At 69.5% G+C, this 21220-nt stretch carries 11 protein-coding genes; 3 read left to right on the top strand and 8 right to left on the bottom strand.

The window, feature by feature from the left end:
* Window positions 1-290: 290 nt before the first annotated feature.
* The 7 genes from IPK71_11490 to IPK71_11460 form a co-directional block, all read right to left on the bottom strand.
* On the bottom strand, window positions 291-1142 hold the full coding sequence (locus IPK71_11490; protein ID MBK8214362.1) for a hypothetical protein: 852 nt from the start codon (window positions 1140-1142) through the stop codon (window positions 291-293).
* Window positions 1139-5125: a VWA domain-containing protein gene (locus tag IPK71_11485; protein ID MBK8214361.1), complete on the bottom strand. Its 3987-nt coding sequence runs from the start codon at window positions 5123-5125 to the stop codon at window positions 1139-1141. Before IPK71_11485 ends, IPK71_11490 begins: the two co-directional genes overlap by 4 nt.
* Complete coding sequence (locus IPK71_11480; GenBank protein MBK8214360.1) at window positions 5122-9897, bottom strand: AgmX/PglI C-terminal domain-containing protein; 4776 nt, start codon at window positions 9895-9897, stop codon at window positions 5122-5124. Before IPK71_11480 ends, IPK71_11485 begins: the two co-directional genes overlap by 4 nt.
* Window positions 9898-10287: 390 nt before the next feature.
* The gene (locus IPK71_11475; protein ID MBK8214359.1) at window positions 10288-10551 is read right to left on the bottom strand and encodes a hypothetical protein; all 264 of its coding nucleotides are present in this window, start codon (window positions 10549-10551) and stop codon (window positions 10288-10290) included.
* 49 nt (window positions 10552-10600) lie between these two features.
* Entirely contained in the window at window positions 10601-11203 is a 603-nt protein-coding gene (locus IPK71_11470) for a hypothetical protein (protein ID MBK8214358.1), read from the bottom strand.
* Between the two features lie 682 nt (window positions 11204-11885).
* A complete protein-coding gene (locus IPK71_11465; protein ID MBK8214357.1) occupies window positions 11886-12503 on the bottom strand; it encodes a hypothetical protein in 618 nt (205 codons plus the stop codon).
* 90 nt (window positions 12504-12593) lie between these two features.
* Window positions 12594-14093 carry a radical SAM protein gene (locus IPK71_11460; protein MBK8214356.1) on the bottom strand — a complete coding sequence of 500 codons (1500 nt, stop codon included), beginning with the start codon at window positions 14091-14093 and terminating at the stop codon, window positions 12594-12596.
* A 1446-nt stretch (window positions 14094-15539) separates the two neighbouring features.
* On the opposite strand from IPK71_11460, the gene IPK71_11455 reads away from it, so the two are divergent.
* The 3 genes from IPK71_11455 (at window position 15540) to IPK71_11445 (ending at window position 19326) form a co-directional block, all read left to right on the top strand.
* Complete coding sequence (locus IPK71_11455) at window positions 15540-16781, top strand: thrombospondin type 3 repeat-containing protein (GenBank protein MBK8214355.1); 1242 nt, start codon at window positions 15540-15542, stop codon at window positions 16779-16781.
* Between the two features lie 139 nt (window positions 16782-16920).
* Entirely contained in the window at window positions 16921-18300 is a 1380-nt protein-coding gene (locus tag IPK71_11450) for a chloride channel protein (protein ID MBK8214354.1), read from the top strand.
* A 294-nt stretch (window positions 18301-18594) separates the two neighbouring features.
* Complete coding sequence (locus IPK71_11445) at window positions 18595-19326, top strand: FHA domain-containing protein (GenBank protein MBK8214353.1); 732 nt, start codon at window positions 18595-18597, stop codon at window positions 19324-19326.
* A 49-nt stretch (window positions 19327-19375) separates the two neighbouring features.
* Here IPK71_11445 and IPK71_11440 read toward each other — a convergent pair whose 3' ends face one another.
* The gene (locus IPK71_11440) at window positions 19376-21073 is read right to left on the bottom strand and encodes a hypothetical protein (GenBank protein ID MBK8214352.1); all 1698 of its coding nucleotides are present in this window, start codon (window positions 21071-21073) and stop codon (window positions 19376-19378) included.
* Window positions 21074-21220: the final 147 nt, after the last annotated feature.

Here is a 21220-nt window from a genome sequence, read left to right as displayed (position 1 = left end):
GTCCGGGGGAACGGCGCCGACGCGCTCGGTACGACCTCGGCCCCCACCGCCAACGCCACCTGGACGAACCTCTTCGGAGGTTCGCCTCGGGGCGCCATTTCGCCTCGTCCCCTTCCGGGTGGCGGGGCGCGCGCGTTCGTGCGAGACCCACTTCGGCCGCGCAAAGTCGCACCTCTCGCCTACGTTGCGAAAAGGGGCAAAACTGAATCCTTTCGATGGGTTGGCGCGAACGTCGGTCGATTCTTCTCGGTCGGTTCTTCTCGCCCGTGGCGGTCCCGCACGATCGTGCGTCACCCGTTGGCGGCGAGATCCACGCCTGCCACGAACGTGAGCAGGAGGCACGTCACCCACACCGCGACGGTGACCACGCGCTCCCCGTGCGTGCGCTCGTGGACCTCCGGCGTGACGAGTCGACGGCCGAGCACGACCGCCACGAACGCCACCGTCACGAGCGCGAACGCGATGCCGAAGTCGTGCCCGGGCGCGGCGGTCGTACCGACGAAGACGGCGAAGACGAGCGTCACGAGGTACATCGCGAGGCAGAGCGCCAAGACCCCGACCGCGCGACCTACGACGCCCGCCGGGCTCGCCGGCGCGACCGCGAGGCTCCGACGCATCCCGAGCGCCCACGCGACGAACGTCGCGAGCACGACGGCCGCAAGCGCGACCCCGTTTCCGAGGGGGCGCCCGGTGAGCCACGAGGTCGTGAGCTGACCTGCGACGACGTACGCCCACAAGAGGACCCCGAACGTGCCGAGCGACGGCCCGAGCAAGGGCCTCATCACACGGCCGCCGTAGGGCAACGGCCTTGGAGCTTCGTACGGAGGTGTCCTGTAGGGGCCGGAGGGCACGGGCGCCTCGACCGCGGTCGGCGCGCCCTCGTTCGTCGCGGGGACCGCCACCCGAGGAGGCGAAGGGGCCACGACCTCCTCCCGCGGGGCCGGGGGCGGCTCGTCGGCGGCCGCGGTCGCTCCATCGGAGACTTGCGCGGAAGCCTCGGCGGCTGCGGGCGCGTGCGCTGTATCGGCGATCTCGACGTGGCCCGCAGGCGCTTCGCCCTCGGAGGCGGCGCCGGAGGTAGGCTCGGTGGAGGCCTCAGGGGCTCGTGTGGTCGCGTCCGATTCGTCCCGTTCGACGGTCATTGAAAGGCCTCTCCGGTCCAGCGAAGCTCCGTGCCCTTTTCTCCCGGAGCGATGTCCACCTCGCGCGTAACCAGACGCGACCGGCTCCGATCCTGGCTGTCGAGCACGAGCGCGGTGACGAGCGCGCGCGAGGGACGACCGCTCACGAAGCCCGCCGCCTGCCGAAGCCTGAGCCGCGCCACCCCTCCGCCACGCTCGATCCTCACCGCCGCGAGCCCCATCGCCGACGCGTCGAGGTCGGCCGGGAGCTCGTCTTTGTCTTTCTCTTGGCGCGCGACCGACACCTCGATCGTCGAGTCGTTCACGGCAGAACGCACGAGGACGACGCTCGCCACGTCGGGGAGCGGCGTCTGCGCGAGCCTGCGAACGAGGAGGGCGTCGATCTCCGCGCTGGCTTGTTTTTGGCTCTGCCGCGCGTTCGTGAGGAGCGACGCCGACACGATGGAGGCAAGCTCGCCGAGACGACCGTCGTCTCCGCGCCCCCCGGTTTGCGCCACCTTGTCGAGGAGACGCGTCGCCACGTCGAGCCGCCCGGCGCCCGCATGAGCGAGCGCGATGCGGAGGGTGACGGCGGGGTCATCCGGCATCGCCGCGTCGAGGCGGAGGTACGCGGCGAGGGCGTCTTCGTGGAGCCCCTCCGCCCGCAGGCGATCGCCCACGTACCCGAGCGTCCACGGGTCGCGCGGCGCACGCTCGACGAGCTCGCCGAACGCGCGCCTGCCCTCCTCGTCGAGCCCGATCCGGCGCAGGGTCGACGCGCACTCGGCGAGGAGCCCTGCGTCGGCGAACGCGTCGTACCGAATGTGCTCGATCGCCTCGAGCAGCGCGGGTTTGTCCTTCATCGCCTCGAGGAGCGCGACGTGGAGCCGTCGACCGAGCGGGCTGTGCGGCGCGAGCCGAAGGAACCGGCGAAGGACCACGAGCTTGTCGGCGTCCGTCTTGGCGGCGCGATACGCCTTGTCGAGCGCGCGGTCGATCTTCGGCTCGTCTTCGATCATGAGCTGACGGAGCTGTTCGTACCCGAGGGCGCTCAGGCTCGCGTTTCGCAGGAGCTCTTGCCGAACGAACCTCGAGGCGTCCGTTGCGCCCTCGTTCTCGAGCCTGGACGCGAGCGCCATGCCCGTCTGCGGCGCCAGATCCGTCGTCAGGATCGCGAGCAGCGCGCGCCGCTCGGACCACGTCGGGGTCTCGCAAGCCCTCGAGGCTACGGAGAAATCGAGCTGCCCCTTGGCCTTGCGCGCGCGCCAGATTCCGCGCCGCACCGGGAGGGGGAGCTTGGACGCCACAGAGCACTGGGTGCGCTTGCCTCCCTGCCCGGGCGGGAGCGTGACGGTGTGAGAGACCTTGACCGTGACCCCCGCGCCGTGGAACGGGACGGCCGAGACGACGACGCGGATGCAGCGATCGAGGACCGGATCGTCTTCCCGCGCGTCGCTCGCCCGGACGACGACGTTGGTCGCGTGCCCGTCCTTGTCGACCGAGACGGACACGTCGAGCGAGCTCCCGACCCCGGGTTTGATCGAAGCGCGCGCGTCGCGGCACGCCACCATCGGCCCCATCGCGTCGCGGAGGGCGCGGCGCGCGGCGATCTCGGCGGCCTCTTCGATCGTGGCCTCGCCGTCGAACGTGGTCGGCGGCTCGAGAAGGAGCGACGGAGGAGGAGGCGCCGGCTCGACGTGGCTCGCGTACGCGGCGTCGGCCGGAGAGAGGCCGATGAGGCGCGCGTCCCATGGGGCGCTCGCGCTCCCGCCGCCAAAAAACCAGCTCGTCCACGGGGTGAGGAGACCGACCTTGCTCGCCAGCGCGATCGAAGGCTCGACGCCGTCCGCGCGCACGACGTTCTCTTCGATGCGCTGCGCCGCCCAACGCTTCGGCACGTCGGCGAACATCGGGGCGACGACCTTGGTGAGCGGCCGCACCTCTTCGACGAGGGTCGTCCCGCGGCGATAACGGAGCACGATCTCTTTCGGGAGCTCCCCACGGAGGCGGCCGGAGACGGTGACCGTGGAACCCGAGAGCTTCGCCTGCGGATCGCGCGGGTACACCCGATCGACCGTGGTCCCGAGATCGAGCGACACGTCACGGAACGTCGGGGCGAGCGCGTCGGCGACGAGCACGGAGCTCGCGCGCGCGGCGTCGGGGCGGTCGAGCACCTCGAGCACGGGGCCCGCGCCGGCGACGAGCTCGGCGAGCATCCAACGGTCCGCCCCCTGACCGACGGCGAGCGCCCCGAGCCGAGGGACGCCCGTCGCGCGACGAGCGAGCCGCTTTCGAAGCTCGCGCGCCGTCACTTCGCCGACCGTGGGGCGCCCGTCCCCGAGGTAGACGACCATGCCCGCGCCCGCCTTTTCGCCTTGTGCGTCGAGGAGATCGGCGCCCCGCTCGAGCGCGAGGCCGAGGTTCGACGCGCCGCCGGCGTGCACCTCTCCGAGGGCCTTTCGAATGCTCGCGCGGAGCTCGGGGGTGACCGCCGAGGCTTTGTCCGAACCGAGCGTGGACACCGCGTGATCGGCGGCGAGCACGACGACCGAGTCCTTCGGTCCGAGCGAATCGAGGATGGCGTCGACGGCGGCGCGTTCGGTCTCGAGGAGCGCGGGCCCCACGCTCGACGACGTGTCGACGACCAGCGCGAGGCTCACGCCGGTGGCCGCAGACTCGGGGAGCTCGGTGCGCACGAGCACGTACGGGTCCTCCGAAGCGTCTCGGCGCTCGACGTAGGCGCGCGCGGCCTTCGATCGGACGACCGCGGGCTCGAGCTCGACGACGAGATCGCCCGTAGGGCGGACGTCGGCGCGGTGGAGCTCGATGGCCCCCGAGACGACCTTCGCCCCCGAGCTCACCGAGAGCCATTTTGCCGGCGAAACGGACGTGACGCGCACGTCGAGACCGCCCACCATCGGCGCCTCGATGTCGCTCGCCATCGGGAAGCGGTAGGTCGCGTGCCCGTCTTTCTGAGGGAGCCATTCCACGTAGTCGACCGAGAGCTCGACCGACGTCCCCGCACCGACGTTCGTGAGCGTCCCTCGTAGCCAGCCTCCGCCCGCCCACTCGAGGCGATCGCCGAGCGCGCCGCCGCGGATCCCGACACCGACGACGGCCTTGCGCTCGTCGCTCCCCTCGTTCGTGCGCGCGACCTGCGTCACGATCGCGCCCTCCGGGAGCGCCATGCGCACGTCGGCCGAGACGTCCCGGTCGGAGCCGTTGAAGTACGAGGTGCGCATCCGGGTGAGCGCCACCTCGCCGTCGATGGTGGTCTCGACCTTCGCCGAGCGCACGACGAGCGGCGCGCCAGGGTCGTCTCCCATGCCTCCCCAGAGCTCCGCGATGGCGCTCGCCGGTGATTTCTCGCCCGACCAGGGCACCGCCAGCCCGCCCGTCCAGTCGTCGAAGGCGGTCTCCGGCGCGACCTTCGCTTCGGCCCCCATCAAGGTCGCCGTCTCGCCGCTCTGAACGTGGGCCGACTTGCCGCCGATCGTGGCGACGAGCTCACCGCGTGCACAATACACCTTTCCGACGGTCTCGCTCGCCTCGAAGGCGGCGGCGGCAGAGACGACGCGGGTCACCGAATCTCGCAGGGCGACCTCGGTTCGGGCCGCGGCGCCCGCTTGCACGAAGACGCGGCCCCGGGCGACGACGACGCGTTCTTTCTTGAGCGAGATCTCGGTGTTTCCATCGACGACGAGCACGGTGCCGTCGTCGAGGCGGAGGCGCGCGCGGCCATCGGGGCCGGTCTTGACGTCGTCGCCGTCGTGGAGGCGAGCGTCCCCCCGCACCTCCCGTCCGTGGACGGTGATCTCGGCGTGGAGCGCCTTGATGTCTCCCACGGTGGTGGACATCGCGCCGATGTCGACCTTCTGCGGTCCCCGAGAGAACATGCCGAGCCCACCGCTCCACGCGGCGCCCACGACGAGCGCGCCGAGCACGACCTCGAGGCGGAGAGCCGTCGTGAGGAGCGGGCGAACGAACCGCACGGCGCGCTTCATCGTGCACCTCCCTTCTCGGGGGCGGCAGCAGTCACGGTGAGGGCACCGTTCTGGAAGGCGAGCAGCGTACGCGCGACGGGCGCGCCCACCGTCCCGAAGCGCACCTCTTGGCGAACGACCTTCTCGGCCGGGGTGCCGGAGCCGGAGATGACCGTGACGATCGCCGAGAGCCCGAGCCTCGCCGCGCGCGCCGCGTCTTCGGGCTCGAGCCTCAGCTCCGCGTTCAGGGCTCCGTTCGTCATCTTCGCCTCGGCGACGCCGAACGCCGGGAAATTGTCGGGCGAGGGCATGGGCGCGCCGAGGGCGTTCGTCCACAGCGACGGGTGGAGCTCCGGGTGAGCCCACGTGACGAGGAAGCGCACGCTCTGTTCGTCGGCCTGGCTCGGCTTGGTGTTGGTCCCTGCCGCGCCAAGGCGGCGGGCGCGGGCGAGCAGCTTCTCGGCGTCTTCTTTTCGTCCGGCGCGGAGAGCTTCGTCGCGCGCCCACGAGACGAACGAGAGCGCCGTCGCACGCGAGGCTCGCGAGAGCGGGCTCGCGCCATCGGGGGAGCCCGCGGTCGCCGCCTTCTCGGCCCAGCCCACGGCCTCTTCGACCCTGCCGAGGCCTTGGGCCGCCGACGCCACGAGGAGAGACACTCCGGGGTCGTCGGGTGTGAGGGTTTGAAGGGTCATGTACTGACGAAGCGCCTCTTCGTACCAGCCATGGGCGCGGAGCAAGTCTCCGAGGCGCCGGCGCGCGGCCGGATCTTCCGGCGCGAACTCGACGAGCTCGCCGAACGTGCGGCGCGCCTCGATTTTGTCGTGCTCGGCATCGGCGCCTTTGCCGCGCGCGGCGAGGCGGAGGTAGTACTCGCCCACGCTCGTCCACACGTGCGCGGTCGCGTCGGCCCGCCTCCGCATACGACGAGCCCACGCGCGGCCACCCGCGTCGTCACCGACGTCCTCGAACGCGTCGAGCACACGCAGCGCGAGCTCGAAATCGTCGGGCCATTTGACCGCCGCAGCGCGGAGCACGGAGAGCTTGTCGGCCGGGGTCTTCGCCTTCGCGACCATGCCGGCGAGCAAGTCCGGATCGACCGACGCGAGGCCGAGCGCCTTGTGGAGCGCGTGGAGGTCGGCCACCGTCTGAACCCGCACGACGATCGCGCGGTAGACGACGTCGGCCGCAGGCGTGAGCAGGAGAGACTTCCAGAGCGCCACGCGCGACGTCACCGCGGGCAGGGCGTCGACCATCGCGAGGAGCAGGGTCGTTCGCTCGCGCCACGACGGAGCCTCGCAGTCCTCGAGCGCCTTCCGGTACACGCGGAGCGCTCCATCGGCCGTCCCACCTTGCTGCGCGAGGCGCTCCACCCACAGCGTCCGACGTTCGGCGAGCGGGAGCTCCGCGGCCGCCCCACAAGGCCTCGCCGCGTGCCCGATGACCCCGAGTGAACGCGACGCGCCGACCTGTCCGACCGTGGGCTTCGCCTCGGTTGCCTGAGGTGGGCTCGAAGACGAAGAGCCGTCCCCGGGGTTGAACTGGATGGGGTAGACGACCGTCACCTGGCCCCCTTCGGGCTGCGGGAAGCTCAGGTTGCCGAAGCCCCGCACGACGCACGCGACGACGTTCTTGTCGGGCATGTCCGAGCCGCCGTCTTGGGTGGACGCGACCGAACCGGACCGGTCGATCACGAACCTCACGGCGACACGGCCGGCGAGCACCGGGTTTCCGCGGAGGCCGTTCTCGTAGCAGAGGCGGAAGCGGCCAAAATTCTGCCGCACGATGCGCTGGACGACCTCGGGCGGGAGCCTCCCCGTGACCGTGACCGGCCCCTGCCGCAGCGTGGGCGCGCTCGTCGCGCTCGCGCCGCCGAGGCGTCCGTGACCGTTTCCGAAGCCCTGCCCCGTCCCGGTGCCCGCGCCGTGGCCGATCGTGCCGATGTTGCCGAGGCCGATCCCCTCGCCCTTGCCTCCCCCTCCCTCGCCGACTCCCGAGAGCCCGAGGCCTCCCGCCCCGAACGAGTCCGTCCCCCACATGTTGCCGACGGCGGGAGCCGGGGCGGACTCGGCAGCGTCGAGGGCCTTGGCCGGAGCCGCCGCCCGAGGCGCGCGCGGCTCTGCAGCCGTCGGCATCGGCGTGACGGTCATCGGTGCGAAGGCCATGGACGCGGCTGCAGCGGCAGGCGGTGGGGCGGGCTCGTCGGCGGGGCGATCGGCGTGCGGCCCGGCGACGGCGTATTTCTTCCCGCTCCCCTTCAGGTTGGGGTTCCCCATCGAGCCTTCTTCGCCCTTCGCGCGCGTGCCGGTGCCGCCCTCTTTGTTGTCGGCGGAGCTCTCGGCGATCTGCTCGGTCGGAGCTTCGTCGTTCTTCCACGTCCTCGACCAGGGCCGCCAATACCGGCGACGCGCGATGGCGTCGGCGCGCTCGTCGGCGACCGAGTCGTTCTCGGCGAGGTTCGCTTGCGCCGCCTCGCGGGCCGTCGGTACGTAGAGCGAGGTGTACGGAGACACGAGCCCGTACCGCCGCGCGACGTCCACGAGAGACGCGCGCCCCGCGCCCTCGGCGAGCAGCTCTTGGATGCGCCCGTGACCCCAGCGCCTCCGAAGGTCGCCTGCGTCGTCGAGGGTGACGACGTCGAGCGCGGCGTGGCTCGTCGCGTCTCCGCTCTTGAGATCGATCGCGGCCGGCGCCTTGGCGGTCAAGCGGCCCACGACGAGCACGCTCTCGTTCGCCAAAATAGGAGGCAGATCATGAGGATACACACGCTCGACGCCCGCGACCTCCAGCGTCGCGCCGACCCACGCGGGGCGCTGGGCGGCCTCGAGCAAGCGGAGCGCAGACCTCGCGGCACCGTACGCGTCGCCCACGGGCTCGACGGGCGCGCCGCGCGTGATCGAGTCGAGGAGGGCGAGGTTCGCGTGCGTGCCGAGGCCGGCCGCGAAGATGCGCGTGGCGGCAGGGAGCCGGGCCATACGCGCGTGCAGCGCCTTCGCGGAGAGCTCTCCCACGGAGGGCGCGCCGTCCCCGATGTAGAGCACCGCCCCGCGTCGTTTGCCATCGAGCTTGGCAGCCGCTTCGGTCATCAGGGCGCCGATGTCGGTCGCGCCGCCGCGATCGATCGCAGCGAGCCCGGAGAGCCACGTCCTTCGTTTGGCGGCGTCGACGGGGCCGAGCTCGCCGCTGCCGTCGGCGACGGGGCGCAGGCTCGCGTCACCGGCCCAGAGCGCGGCGCGGTCGTCCGGCCCGAGGTGCGCGAGCAGCGCCGACGTGAGGTTCCGCGCGATCGCGAGCGCGCCAGGCTCGGTGGCCGCCGACGTGTCGACCACGATCGCCAGATCGATGCCCTTCGCCTGCGCCTCGGCGGGCGGGCTACGGAGCGGGATCATGAGGTAGTCGGGCTCCTCGCTCGACACCTTGGCCGCGAACTTCGCGTCCGCGTTCATGGGGATGTCCTCCGGGGTGAGCTTGTGCGGCGCCCGGTACGCCGTCGGTTGCGATGCGCCGGCGTCGAAGAGCTCGACGGCGAGGTCCGCCCTCGGCACGAAGTCGAACGCCTGGATGACCACGTTCTTCCCTTCGGTGTGGCCGTTCATGCCCGCGCGCACGCGGGTGGTGCCGGCCTTCGCGAGGTCGAGCGTGACACGCAGCTCCTCGATGCGAGGGAGCGAGCCACGCGCGCCCTCGGCCGCCATCGGGTACACGTAGAGCCTGCGATCGCCCTTGGCCCCTTGGCGCGAGAGCCACTCTCCGTAGCGGGTCACGACGCGGCGCTTCGTGCCGCCGTGGATCGGGTAGAGGCGCGCCGCGTACTCTCCCGGGGCCGTCCACGCGAGGAGGGCCGGGTCCTCCGTGGAGCCTTGGTAGACGTTGCTCTCGTACTGCGCCTGCGCGGCGGCGCTCTCCTTCACTTTGCCCCACACGATCTCGCCGTCACGATCGACGCCGAACTTCTGGAGGACGGCGCCGGGCGGCGTTCGGAACGAGAAGATGCCCTCGACGTCCGCGTTGCTCGGGTTCACGAACGTCTGGTCGACCTCGGTCACGGCGAAGTCGTGGTCGACGGTGACCTTCACGTCGAGCCGCTCGATCACCAGCGAAAACCTGGGTTTTCCCTTGTCTCCGGCGGGGCGTGCGCCCACCGTGCCGAGGCCGAAGGGCGCGGGCTGCGCGCCCGGATCCGCCGTCGCGAGGCCCCCGGTCCAGTCGTCCCACGCGACGGCCGCGGAGCGTGTCACCGTGTCGCCGCTCAGGGTGAGGCGCTCTCCCGCGATCGCGCGATCTTGTTTCGAAACGGCGCGCGCTGCCCCCCGCAGCACGTACACCTCCTCCGAGCCATCTGCCGCGATCTCGACGCTCGCGCGCGCGTCGGAGAGCTCGATCGCGCCGCGGGCCGAGTCGATGCGGATCGGCGGGCCGTCCTCCCCGTCGACGAAGGCGCGCCCCGAGTCGAGCTTGACCGAGTCCTCGTGCATCGTGAGCTCGGCGGGCCCTGCGACGAGCCACACCGCGCCCGTGTCACGACGTATCCACGCGAGGGCCCCCTGGGCGAGCGAGATCTTCGCGCCCTCGGCGATGCGCTCCCGCGGGTACGGCACGCGCTTCTCGGCGCCGGTCTCGGTGATGGTGACCTCCCCCTTGATGGTGCGCATCTCCCCGAAGGTGTCGCCGTGCGCGACGAGGCCCGGGCCCGACGAGGGTCTGCATCCGGCCACGAGCACCGAAGAGATGGCCGCGAGCGACGCGACGAGGAGGGACGAGACGAGGAGGCGCGAAACGGAGGACGGCGAACGCATCGGCAGGTTTCTCTCCGAAAGGGAGCGGGAAGCGTCGTACGCACGACGCCGCGTTTCGTTCTCCCCACGCGGCCTGTGGCCACAAAAAACGATGCTACGTCGGGGATGACGCCACGGGCAACAAGCGCACGAGCGGCGCCCATCGGGGGTTGGTCACCTTGGTCCGCGAAAGGTTCCCTCGGAGCTCAATCGGCATCCTCGGGGGCCTCGGGGGGGTCTTGGCATCGTGAAGCTCGCGAGGCGGGCGCGCCAAGAGGGCGCGCCAAGGGGTGGGCTTGGTTCGTAGCTTCGAGAGCGGGGGGAGGGAGATCCGACCGACGTTGGCGCTAAGCGACCAGGGGGGGAGATCCGACCGACGCGACCAGGGGGGAGATCCGACCGACGTTGGCGCTAAGTGGTTGAAACCACGTTGACGCCGAGCTCGCGAAAGAGGCGCCACGTCCCCGCTGGAAACAGCACATCCCGCACCGCGTTCCTCATCTTCGTGAACGCCTCCCTATACGCCCCCAAAAACGCCGCCCGCTCCTTCATCGCGCGCACAGCCATCTCGACGTTCCCGCCCGCCGCGAAGCTCGGGTTCCGCGCCCCTTCCTTCTCGAACGACGACGCACGCGTCGTATGCGGCACCGCGAAAATCCACTCGAGCGAGCGCACGAACTTCCCGCCTTCCGCGCCACGATGCGCGCCTTCTCGACCGCCGCGTTCACCGCGGAGACGATGCGCTCCGCGCCCCTTCGTGACCGGAGCTCGCCTCGAGCGAGCGCGGCACCGTGATCGCGATCTCGGCCATGGCAGGCCAACGCGTGTTCTCCGCGTCGAAGTACACCTCGGGCCGCGCCACACGGAACGTGCGCGTGCCGATGTCGGTCGCCGCGAGCGTCACACCCGGCCAATCCTCGGGGCTCGAGACGAGGCCCGCTTCGACCACGTTCGCGAGCGTGTAGCCGATCTTCTGCAGCACCGCATCCTCGCCATAGAGCGCCACCACGCTCGCACCCTCGCGCGAAAAGACCTCCTCCGGCCACCCACGCAGCACCTTGATGGCGTTCGCGAGCAGGCGATTTCTCTGCGAAAGGAATTTTGGCAGCTCACCGCGCGTGTCGGTCAGCACCTCGTGAAGGTGGTTCGAGAGCATCTGCACCGCATGGATCTCGATGCCAAACTCTGCGGCGAGCACGGCGGTCGCGTACCAGTAGAACGCGAGCAGCATGCGCCGCTTGTCCGGGTTCAAGAGGAAGTAGCGGCGCGTGGTCCTGCGCGTGACGAGGTAGGTGGTGCCCGGAACGATGCGACGAGGGTTGGACATACCGCCCACTAGGCACGTCGCGGGCCAACGCGAAATTGCGAAAAATGCCGGGCAAGATGGGATCTTCTGGGTGGCCCGGCCACGTCTTGGGGGTGGCCTGGCCAGGCCCTCGAGTGCCTGGCCTACTTGGCGCCAACGTCGGTCGGTTCTTCCCCGGTCGTCGGTCGGACCTTCTCGGTTCCGCTCGCGATCGCCCTAGTGATTTCGCGCACTTGGCGCCAAGGTCGGTCGGATCTTCTGGCGAAGGTCGGTCGGATCTTCTGGCGCTTTCGCAGGCAACGTCGGTCGGTTCTTCAGGCAGGGATCCTACGTCGGTCGGTTCTTCAGGCAGGGATCTTCTGATCTGCTGGGATCTTCTGATCAGCTCCTGTTCTCGCCTACTTTCGCGGACTTGGCGCCAACGTCGGTCGGCTCTTCTTCGGACTTGGCGCCAACGTCGGTCGGCTCTTCTTACGTCGGTCGGCTCTTCTTTCGCGGACTTGGCGCCAACGTCGGTCGGCTCTTCTTGTCGGCTCTTCTTTCGGTCGGCTCTTCTTTCGGTCGGCTCTTCTTCGGTCGGCTCTTCTCTCGGCGCCAACGTCGGTCGGCCCTTCTCCTGCTTTCGCGACGGCGGTCGGCTCTTCTCCTACTTTCGCGGACTTGGCGCCAACGTCGGTCGGCTCTTCTCGGGAGCATCACGCTATCACTGCCGTGGGGGGACGATCACCATGAAGGGTCGGCCGTCATCCAGCGTCCCAACGTCGACGACCCGTCGGGGGCTGTCGGGGTCCCTCGCCGAAGTGAGGGCGAGATCGACGATCTGCCGGTGGTGGCTCTCGGATCCCGCGAGCTCGCTTCGAAGGACGTACAACTGAACACTCTGCCCGAGCCCCTCATGCACCCCCTCATACGTCACGGCCAAGTCGTCCACCTCTACTACCCGTTCGATACGGTATCTCTCCTGCACGAAATCGCCGGGAGCCGGGGACAGGGGCGGCGAGAACAAGTGCCTCGGGTCGAAGCCGTCGACGTAGGCAAATACCAAGAACACTCGACCCGATGTCGTCATTCCAAAGTCGATCGGGGCGAGCCAAGGTGCCATGGATCGCTCGCGCATACGCGCCCCCGCCAGGTCGTTTGCGGCCCGTTGCGTCTCGTGGCTGGCGTCCAGAAAGAGCTGCAACACGACCTGCCGCTCGGCCTGCCCTAGGCGCTGCTCGGCCCAGAGGACGACCGACCGCGTCCCCGTGGCGATCACGCTGAGGACCCTGTAGCGATCCGCCACTACGTCGCCCGGGGCGATCACGAGCTCATCGTACATGTTGCTACGCTAGATGGGCGCCGCTCCAGGCACAAGTGGGGTAGCCCCGAGCCCCGGTCCCCCACACAAGCTACACAAGCTCTCTCCCCCTCACACCACGGCGACGGCGAGGCTCCTTCGCCTCCCCTTGCCGACGCGCTTCTCGAGCTCCGAGAAGGCCCGCTTGTACTCTCCGAAGCCCCCACCCTTGCGGACCGCGTCGACCACCGCGATGCCCTCGGCCTCGCCGCCCTGGGCGAGCACGTACTCGACCCACGCCCATTTTGCGCTCGTGCTGCGTACGTCGGCACGGCCACGGAGGCCGCGCGTCAGCCGGTCGAGGCGCTTCTTCACGACGTCGACCCCCGCGAAGGGCTCGCCGTCCAAAGGTGTATTCCGTTTGGCGCAGAAGGGCGCGATACCCAAGCTCACGGGCACGATCTTGGAGAGCTCGGTGGTGAACCTCACGCACTCATCGATGTCGCTCTCGTCCTCGCCGGGGAGGCCGATCATCAAATAGAGCTTGAGGCGGTCCATGCCGTGTTTCTTGGCGCGCTCGGCCGCCAAGATAAGGTTCTTCTCTTTGGCTTTGCGCTCGAGCAGGGCGCGCATACGCTCGCTCGGGCCGTCCATGGCCGTCGTGAGCGTCTTGTACCCGGCGCGCTTCAACGCGGCCACGAAGTCGTCCGATAGCCTATCGGGCCGGAGCGACGAGAGCCCCACCTCGCGGCCCTGGTCGGCCAGCGTATTCACGATATTCACGATACGCGGGTGATCGCTCACCGCCGCGCCGACGAGCCCCACACGCTTCGCGTCGGCCGGAATGAGCTCCAAAATGCGCTCCATCGGGGCCATGCGCATTCCGCCGTTCGTGCTCCTCCGCATGACACAATAGGTGCACATGCGGGAGCAGCCGCGCTCCGTCTCGAGCAAGAACATGTCCGACAGCACCGCGTGCGGCGTGCGAATGGGCGCCCACGCGGGGATGAGCGCGTCGTCCACCTTGGCCACCGTCGGCAAAATGGCCCCGTGCTCCTCGGGCACGAACACGTGAGGGATCTTGGCGAGCGCGGCCAGGCGGTCGGCGCGCTTGGGCGTCGCCTCGAGCACACGCAGCACCTCGGGCACGAGCTCCTCGGCCTCGCCGATCACGATGGCGTCGGCCAGGCCCGCGAGCGGCAGCGGGTTCGAGAACGTGAGCGGGCCGCCCATGAGCACGAACGGGTGAGTGTCGTCCCGCTCGGCGCGGAGCACGGGGATCTTGGCCGCGTCCATGAGCGCCACCACGCCAGCGATCTCGAGCTCGTACGCGACGCTGAACGCGATGACCGGGAAGTCACCCAAGAAGCGGCGGCTCTCGTAGCTCACCGGGCGGCCCTGCTCGCTCGCCGTGCCCTCGGCCTCGTCGTCCAAGAAGACGCGCTCGCAGCCGAGCCCGGGGGCCTCCATGATCGCGCGGTAGATGCGCTGGTAGCCGAGCGAGCTCATGCCCGCCGCGTACGGCGAGGGGTACGAGAGGGCCACGGTGAAGGGCGCCTCCTTCTCGATGCGCCCCACCTCGGCGGCGAGCCTCTGACGGATGCGCTCTCGGAGCACGTCGGGTGCGGTCATGTGGGCGCTCTTCTACGGAAATTCCTGGTTCCTGCAAGGTCATGCGGGAATTTCCGGCCCCTGAGGCCTCACGTCACGCAGGGGTGAGCTACGCCGCGAGCCCTTCGCACGGCCGTCACGCCATGGGCACGTGCACATTCTTTACGGCGGAGTATGGTGCACGGCTTTCACGGCCCCCGTGAGCCCGACCCCAACCGAGAGAACCCCATGAAACGACTGCCGTTCTTCCTCCTGCCCTTCGCCTTCGGCGTCACGTACCTGGGCGCCGCCTGTGGCGACACCGACATCGTCCCCCAGGACGACGCCTCCACCCCCGTCGACGACAGCGGCACGCCCGACACGGGCATCAAGAAGGACGGCTCGACCGACGGCTCGACCCCCGACGGCTCGCGGCCCGACGGCTCGACCCCCGACGGCGGCCCCGTGGCGAGGGATCTCTGCAAGCAGACCAAGACGGGTACGAAGGGCGTGGTCCTCAAGGGCACGGTGCTCCTGCCCGAGACGGTGGCCGACGCGGGCGAGGTCTTCTACGACGGCGCCACCATCGTGTGCGCGGGGGCGGACTGTTCCACGGCGCCGGGGTACGCCGCGGCTTCGGTCGTCACCTGCACGGACGTCGTCATCTCGCCGGGCCTCATCAACCCGCACGACCACATCGCCTTCGCGAACAACCCCCCGAAGACGCACGGGACCGAGCGCTTCGAGCACCGCCACGACTGGCGCAAGGGCGTGCGCGGTCACCGCGCGATCTCGACGCGCGGCAGCGCTCCGGCCAACGTCGTTCGCCACGCCGAGCTCCGCTTCGTCATGAGCGGCGCCACGGCCACGGCGGGCGCGGGCGGCGTCGCGGGCCTCCTCCGCAACCTCGACAACGGAGCCGCACAGCTCGAGGGCCTCGACGGCCAAGTCGCCGACTCGGACACGTTCCCGCTCGGGGACAGCAACCTCACGACCTTCCCCACGACGTGCAGCGGTTGGACGGGCACGCGCACCACCGCGGCCAGCATCGCCTCGCTCGACGGCTACCTCCCGCACATCTCCGAGGGCATCGACGACTCGGCCCACGCCGAGTTCACCTGCCAGAGCCAAGACGGCGACACGCACGACCTCATCCAGAAGCAGACCGGCGTCGTCCACGGCATCGCGGTCACCCCGGCCGACGTGGCCAAGTACCGCGCCGACATGACCGCCCTCGTGTGGTCGCCTCGCTCGAACGTCGACCTTTACGGCGACACGGCCTCGGTCGCCATGTACGACCGCATGGGCGTGCAGATCTCGCTCGGCACCGACTGGGTGGCCTCGGGCTCGATGAACATGGCCCGTGAGCTCCGCTGCGCCGACGAGCTCAACCAGAAATACTTCAACAAGCATTTCTCGGACAAAGCCCTCTGGAAGATGGTCACGCAGAACGCGGCGTTCGCCACCGGTTTCCATAAGGTCACCGGCATGCTCAAGGCCGGCTACGCGGCCGACATCGCCCTCTTCGACGCGAAGACCAGCAAGAGCTACCGCGCCGTGATCGACGCCGGCGTCGAGGACACGGTGCTCGTGCTCCGCGGCGGCAAGGCCCTCTACGGCGACACCAACGTGCTCAAGCTGCCCGCGATCGACGGCGCCACCTGCGAGGACCTCGACGTCTGCGGCGTCGCCAAGAAGGCCTGCGTCGCGAAGGACACGAACAACGCGGCCACGCTCGCGGCCATCCGCACCGCCGGCGAGACCGACGCGGCGGGCGGCAAGTACCCGCTCTTCTTCTGCAAGAACCAGAAGCCGACGGACGAGCCCTCGTGCGTGCCCTACCGCTCCACGTACACCGCGGGCATCACCGCGGCCGACAGCGACGGCGACGGCGTGCCCAACGCGACGGACAACTGCCCGACCACGTTCAACCCGCCGCGCCCCATGACCGGCCCGAACCAGGCCGACGCCGACAACGACGGCATCGGTGACGCGTGCGACAAGTGCCCGCTCGAGGCCGGCGAGGCCTGCACGCCCCCCTCGGCCGACGACATCGACGGCGACGGCGTCTTGAACGGCGTCGACAACTGCCCCGAGGTGCCGAACCCGGCTCAGGACGACTGCGCCAAGCTCGTCACCGTGCAAGAGCTCCGCGACCCGGCGAACCCGAACCACCCCAAGGCCGGTGAGGAGGTCCGCCTCGAGAACCTCTACGTGACGGCCATCCGCACGGACAGCGACAAGGGCTTCTTCGTCCAGATCAACTCGACCGACCCGTTCTCGGGCTTCTTCGTGAGCACCGGCTCCGCCACGCCCACCGTGGCCGTGGGCAACCAGGTCAAGATCGCGGGCAAGTACGCCGAGCGCTTCAACGTGACCACCATCACGAACCCGCGCATCACCGTCGTCGCCGCCACGACGACGCTGCCCTTCAACCCGTACGTCATCGCCTCGGCGGTGTACGCCGACAACGCGCAGGGCGAGCCCTACGAGGGCATGCTCTGCCAGATCGACTCGTCGACCGTGTCGCTCATGAACGCCGACGGCGCTCAGGACTTCGACGAGTTCCAGATCGACGGCGTGCTCCGCGTGGACGACGCCTGCTACGCGGCGCTCGACAACACGTACGCCGTGGGCACCACGTTCACCAAGATCGTGGGTATCTGCGGGTATTCGTTCAACAATCCGAAGGTCATGCCCCGCGGCGCGACCGACATCGTCACGCCGTGACACGCTGACCTACGCGGCTCCGGGCGAACCCCGGAGCCCGTGACGCACCGAGGCCGAGGCTCGCACACGCGGGCTTCGGCCTTCGTGTTTTCGTGGAACCTGAGCTGCCGCCGCGAGGAGAAGCTGATATGCGGGGAGTGTGGGTGGAAAGCACTTCGACAAGCTCGACGACGAGGGCAAGGCGCTCCACGACCGGTGGGACCACGTGGTGCGCATCATGTTGCTCGTCACCCTGCTCTCCACCCTCGTCTGGGCGTGCATCTCGGGGCTCCGGTGGGCGGTTCACGCCATGGCGCACGCGCTCTTCCATCGCGCCGACCACGACCTCGAAGGAGGCGTCGTGTTGCTCGTGGCCCTCGGGTTGGGCGGCGCGATCGCGGGGGTGCTGTCCAGGCACGAGGCGTGGGCCGACGCGTCCGGCGACGGCATGGAGATCACGCTCAAGAACTACCACGTGACGTACGAAGAAGACGGGGACGACCCTCGCCCCCGGTACGAACGCCCGGCGTTCTTGCTCGCGTTTCGCAAGGCGCTCCTCACGCTGGTGTCGCTCGGGTCAGGCTCGAGCGGCGGGCTCGAGGCACCGAGCGTCCTCGTCGCCGAGGGCTTGTCATCGGGCTTCGCTCGGGTCATGCGGGTGCGGTCCGAGTACGAGCTCCGCACCTACCAGCTCGCCGGCATCTCGGCTGCCGTGGCGACTCTGCTCGGCGCGCCCCTCTCCGCCGCGATCTTCGCGACGGAGGTCGTCTACGGCGATCGCATCATCTATCGGAAGCTCGCGTACGCGATGTGGGCCGGGGTCATCGCCTACGCGCTGAACAACCGCCTCCGGGGATATATCCCCCTCTTCGTGACGAAGGCACACTCTCCGGTCTACTCGCTGCACGAGTATGTCGCCGTGACGGTGGTCGCTCTGACGGTATCCGTACCGCTCGCCGTCGGCTTCTCACGTGTCGTCAAGGTGCTCCGCGTCGCTTCGGGCAAGCTTGGTCGCTTCGCGCCCATCGTCGCGAGCTTGCTCGCCGGGCTCCTCGCGCTCGGGCTCAAGGCGGGCCTCGGCATCGCGCCGTCCAGCGTCCTGGGGATGGGGGAAGGCGTGCTCGCGGGTCTCCTCAAGGGCGACGAGGCGTTCTCGCACGTCGGGATCGTCGCGGCGATCCTCTTCGCGAAGGTCCTGACCACGGGGCTCGCCGTGAGCGCGCGTCACTCGGTCGGCATGCTGATCCCGAGCATGTTCCTCGGCGGTGTTTCGGGAGCGCTCGTCGCGATGCTCGTGAACCGTATCCTCGGCACGTCGCTCGATCCCGCCCTCTTCGTGGTCGTCGGGATAAGCTCGTCGCTCGTGGCCGTCGTCGGGGTCCCGCTCGCGGCGATCGCGCTGGTCCTCGAGGTGTTCGGGAAGGCCTTCGGACCTCCAGCGATCCTCGCGTGTGGCATCACCTATCTCATCACCCTTCGGCTCAAGCTGTACACCGAACAGCGAGTCTCACCCGATCCACTCGGTGACGAGACGGGCTGAGCCGCCCCGACGTCGACGATTCGTACCGTCGACGCCGATGCAAGGAGGCGGCTCGCGACCCCGAGAGGCCGAAGCGGGATGCTCCTTCGTCGGCGGCACAAGGCTGCCCCATCGTGCTCGTAAGACGCTGTCATCACTCAACAATTTTCGATCGTTCGCGATCTCCCTCGACCACACCGACCCGCACGTGGCGCCGCACCTCACGCCCGCGTAAGCTTTTTCCGACCGAACGGTCGAGAGACGGGCGAGCCCCTTCCCTTGCTCGCGGCGCCTCCGTATTCTCCTCGTCCCACCATGCGGCAACGGCCCGTCTACCTGCTCGCGCCTCCCGGCGAGGATCTCATCGCCCTCCAGCGCGCGATCGCCGCATGCAACCTCGCGTGTGTGCCCATTCGCGAGGGGCAACCGCTGTCGCCCAACCAGGCCTCCGCGTGCGTCGTGCACGTCCTCGTGTACGACCCGCTCGACGGCATCCGAAAGGCGTGGCAAGCGGGCATCCCCGCGGTGCTCGCGTCGAGCGTCATGAACCTCGGCGGCTCCCTCGGCGCCACGTGGGACGAGTCCACCCAACAGCGCGCCCTCTTCTGCCGCGCCGACGCCTACACCTGGCGCGAAGAGAAGCTCAACGAGGCGCTCTACCACGTCATCAACGAGCCTCGTCAGGCGCGCGCGCAAGGGCCTCTCCGCCTCACGTACCTCGGGAGATCGGGCGCCGACAGCTCCGTCGGAGACGGCCCGCGCATCGGCTCGGTCATTCAGCTCCCGACCGAGGGAGGCATCATGCTCGGCCGCGGACCGCAGGCGAACGTCGATCTCGTGGCGCGCGCCATCGCCCGCCAGCACGTGCGCATCGAGCGCCCCGACCGCCGTGCGTTCGTCATCGATCTCCACTCGGCGAATGGCACGTGGATCCACCGCGCCGGCCAGGTGAGCCAGGTCGCCCCCGGCTCCCCCACCCCCCTCATCCGCGGCGACGAGCTCATCTTGGCCGGCTTTTTCCGCTTCCGCCTCGACGGCGCGGCCTGAAAGCTCGCGCCGCCCGAGTCGAGCGGCGCGGGCTAGGGCACACGCACGCTCACTCGGGGAAGGTCGCGCCCCCCGAGACGAGCGGCGTGCAGCCGACCTTGCCGGTCTTGTCGGTCACGTTCGCGTAGCGACGGAGCGCTCGGGTCGAGCGAAGGCCCGCGCGCACCTCGAGCGGCGCCCGGAACGAATCGAGCGACATCTCACGCTGCTGGAGATCCGTGAACCCGTTCCAATTCGTGCACCATACACCGTCCGCCTCGGCGACCGAGCGGGTGTAGGCGCTCTGGCCCGAGAGGTCGTAGAGCTTCTGCCACGAGGCTTTGTCCATCCCGAGGTTCTTCGCGATCTTCACCGCGAAGCCCGACTCGTCGCCCTCGCGCGTCACGTAGACGACCTTCTGGCAGCCGGCGTTCTTCAGGACGAGCACGGGCGCGAGGTCGGACCACCCTCCGGCGGACACACGCCCGTCGGGGAGCTCCACGAGGCGCGAGAGCCCGGGCTCGGCCGGCGACGCGGTGAGCACCTCGCGCCAAGAGCCGCCACCGAGCGACGAGAACTTCGCCGTCTTGAGGTCGTCGAGCCCGCGGGGGTTTCCGCGGACCTTCTCGAGGTCGGCGGCGCGCCCCCAATACCCGAATTTGATATCGGCAAAGGGCGGAGCAAACGCGATGTTCCCATCGGGATACTTGCCCGAGAGATATTCGGAACGGGCCGTTTTGTAGGCCTTCGCGGCCTCCCCCTCGAGGACGCTCGTCGAGATGAGCTTCATGAGCGGAGTGGCCAGATCGACTCGGTCGTCGATACGGCTCTTCGTGGGGGGCTTCGCGCGAACCTCTTTTCGGTACGCGTTCACGAGCCCGACGAATCGCTCGCCGCACGTGCCTTTGGGGGTCGACACGGCGGCCGCCTCGGTCCACGGCTTGCCGACACTTCCCTCGGCGCAGTCGTCGAGCCAGGCCTTCATGCCGGGGTTATCGGCCGGGGCATACCCCGCGTAGAAGCTCGCCACGCGGCCGAAGAGGTCCGCGAGAGCGTTCCAGTTGAGGAGGCCGGGGCGGAAGAAGAGGCGGTTGTCGTCGACCGAGAAGGCACCGAGCGTCGTGATGGACTTCTGGACGTCCTTCGCGGCGAACGAGGCGCGCTGCGGAGACGCGAGCAGCTCTTTGATCTCGGGGTTCACGATGGCCGAAAATTCGGGGATCGCGAGCACCTCTTGGAGCTGCCGTGTCGCGGCGGCGACGTCGGTCTTGAGGAGCGCCTCGATGTTGCGCTTCTCGGTCTCGGCCTTGAGCTTGGAGACGAGCCCGACGAGCTCGGTGATGGCCACCACCTCGTCCGAGCCCGCGACCGCCTCGCCGTATCCCTCGAGGGACTTCAACGTGAGCGCGACCCGCGCCGAGGCCTGCCCCTTGTTGCACGCACGTGTGCCGCAGGTGCGCACCCCGGGGTTCATCAGCACCGACTCGTACACGAACTGGGTGATCGAGCCGGAGCTGCCGCCCGCCATGCCGTTCGGGATGCCGTAGGTCTCGACGATGCGCGCCATCGACGCGAAGTGCGTCACGATGTAGTGCCCGTTTCCTCGCACGCCCACGCAAAGATCGGGGGAGGCTCCTACTTTGACCGCGTCCTCGGCGGTGAGATCTTCACCCTCGCCGGCGTCCTCGGGGACCGTGGCATCGCAGGCGACGAGAGAGACGACGGACGCGGCGAGCGCCCCGAAGACACGTAGAGCCGAAACACGCATGTGCACTCCTCCGAGAGGCTTGGTCGAGCAGCTTTGCCACGAGAGTACGCGGGCAGCAACCGGACCTCCCCTCAGAAAGCGGCACCTTTCGCCTTCTCGGCACGACGCAGCGCGACGTAGACCCGAAGCCCTATCGCCCGACCGATT

The organism is Myxococcales bacterium (assembly GCA_016712525.1).
Lineage (GTDB): Bacteria > Myxococcota_A > Polyangia > Polyangiales > Polyangiaceae > JAAFHV01.
The sequence above is the reverse complement of the archived record's forward strand: the minus strand, read 5'-3'. Positions and strand labels throughout refer to the sequence as shown.

What these genes read in the sequence shown, in the direction of transcription:
- IPK71_11465 (MBK8214357.1), bottom strand. Translation starts at nt 12,503, where the DNA reads ATGTACGATGAGCTCGTGATCGCCCCGGGCGACGTAGTGGCGGATCGC.
- IPK71_11445 (MBK8214353.1), top strand. Translation starts at nt 18,595, where the DNA reads ATGCGGCAACGGCCCGTCTACCTGCTCGCGCCTCCCGGCGAGGATCTC.
- IPK71_11455 (MBK8214355.1), top strand. Translation starts at nt 15,540, where the DNA reads ATGCTCAAGGCCGGCTACGCGGCCGACATCGCCCTCTTCGACGCGAAG.
- IPK71_11470 (MBK8214358.1), bottom strand. Translation starts at nt 11,203, where the DNA reads ATGTCCAACCCTCGTCGCATCGTTCCGGGCACCACCTACCTCGTCACG.
- IPK71_11490 (MBK8214362.1), bottom strand. Translation starts at nt 1,142, where the DNA reads ATGACCGTCGAACGGGACGAATCGGACGCGACCACACGAGCCCCTGAG.
- IPK71_11460 (MBK8214356.1), bottom strand. Translation starts at nt 14,093, where the DNA reads ATGACCGCACCCGACGTGCTCCGAGAGCGCATCCGTCAGAGGCTCGCC.
- IPK71_11480 (MBK8214360.1), bottom strand. Translation starts at nt 9,897, where the DNA reads ATGCGTTCGCCGTCCTCCGTTTCGCGCCTCCTCGTCTCGTCCCTCCTC.
- IPK71_11485 (MBK8214361.1), bottom strand. Translation starts at nt 5,125, where the DNA reads ATGAAGCGCGCCGTGCGGTTCGTTCGCCCGCTCCTCACGACGGCTCTC.
- IPK71_11440 (MBK8214352.1), bottom strand. Translation starts at nt 21,073, where the DNA reads ATGCGTGTTTCGGCTCTACGTGTCTTCGGGGCGCTCGCCGCGTCCGTC.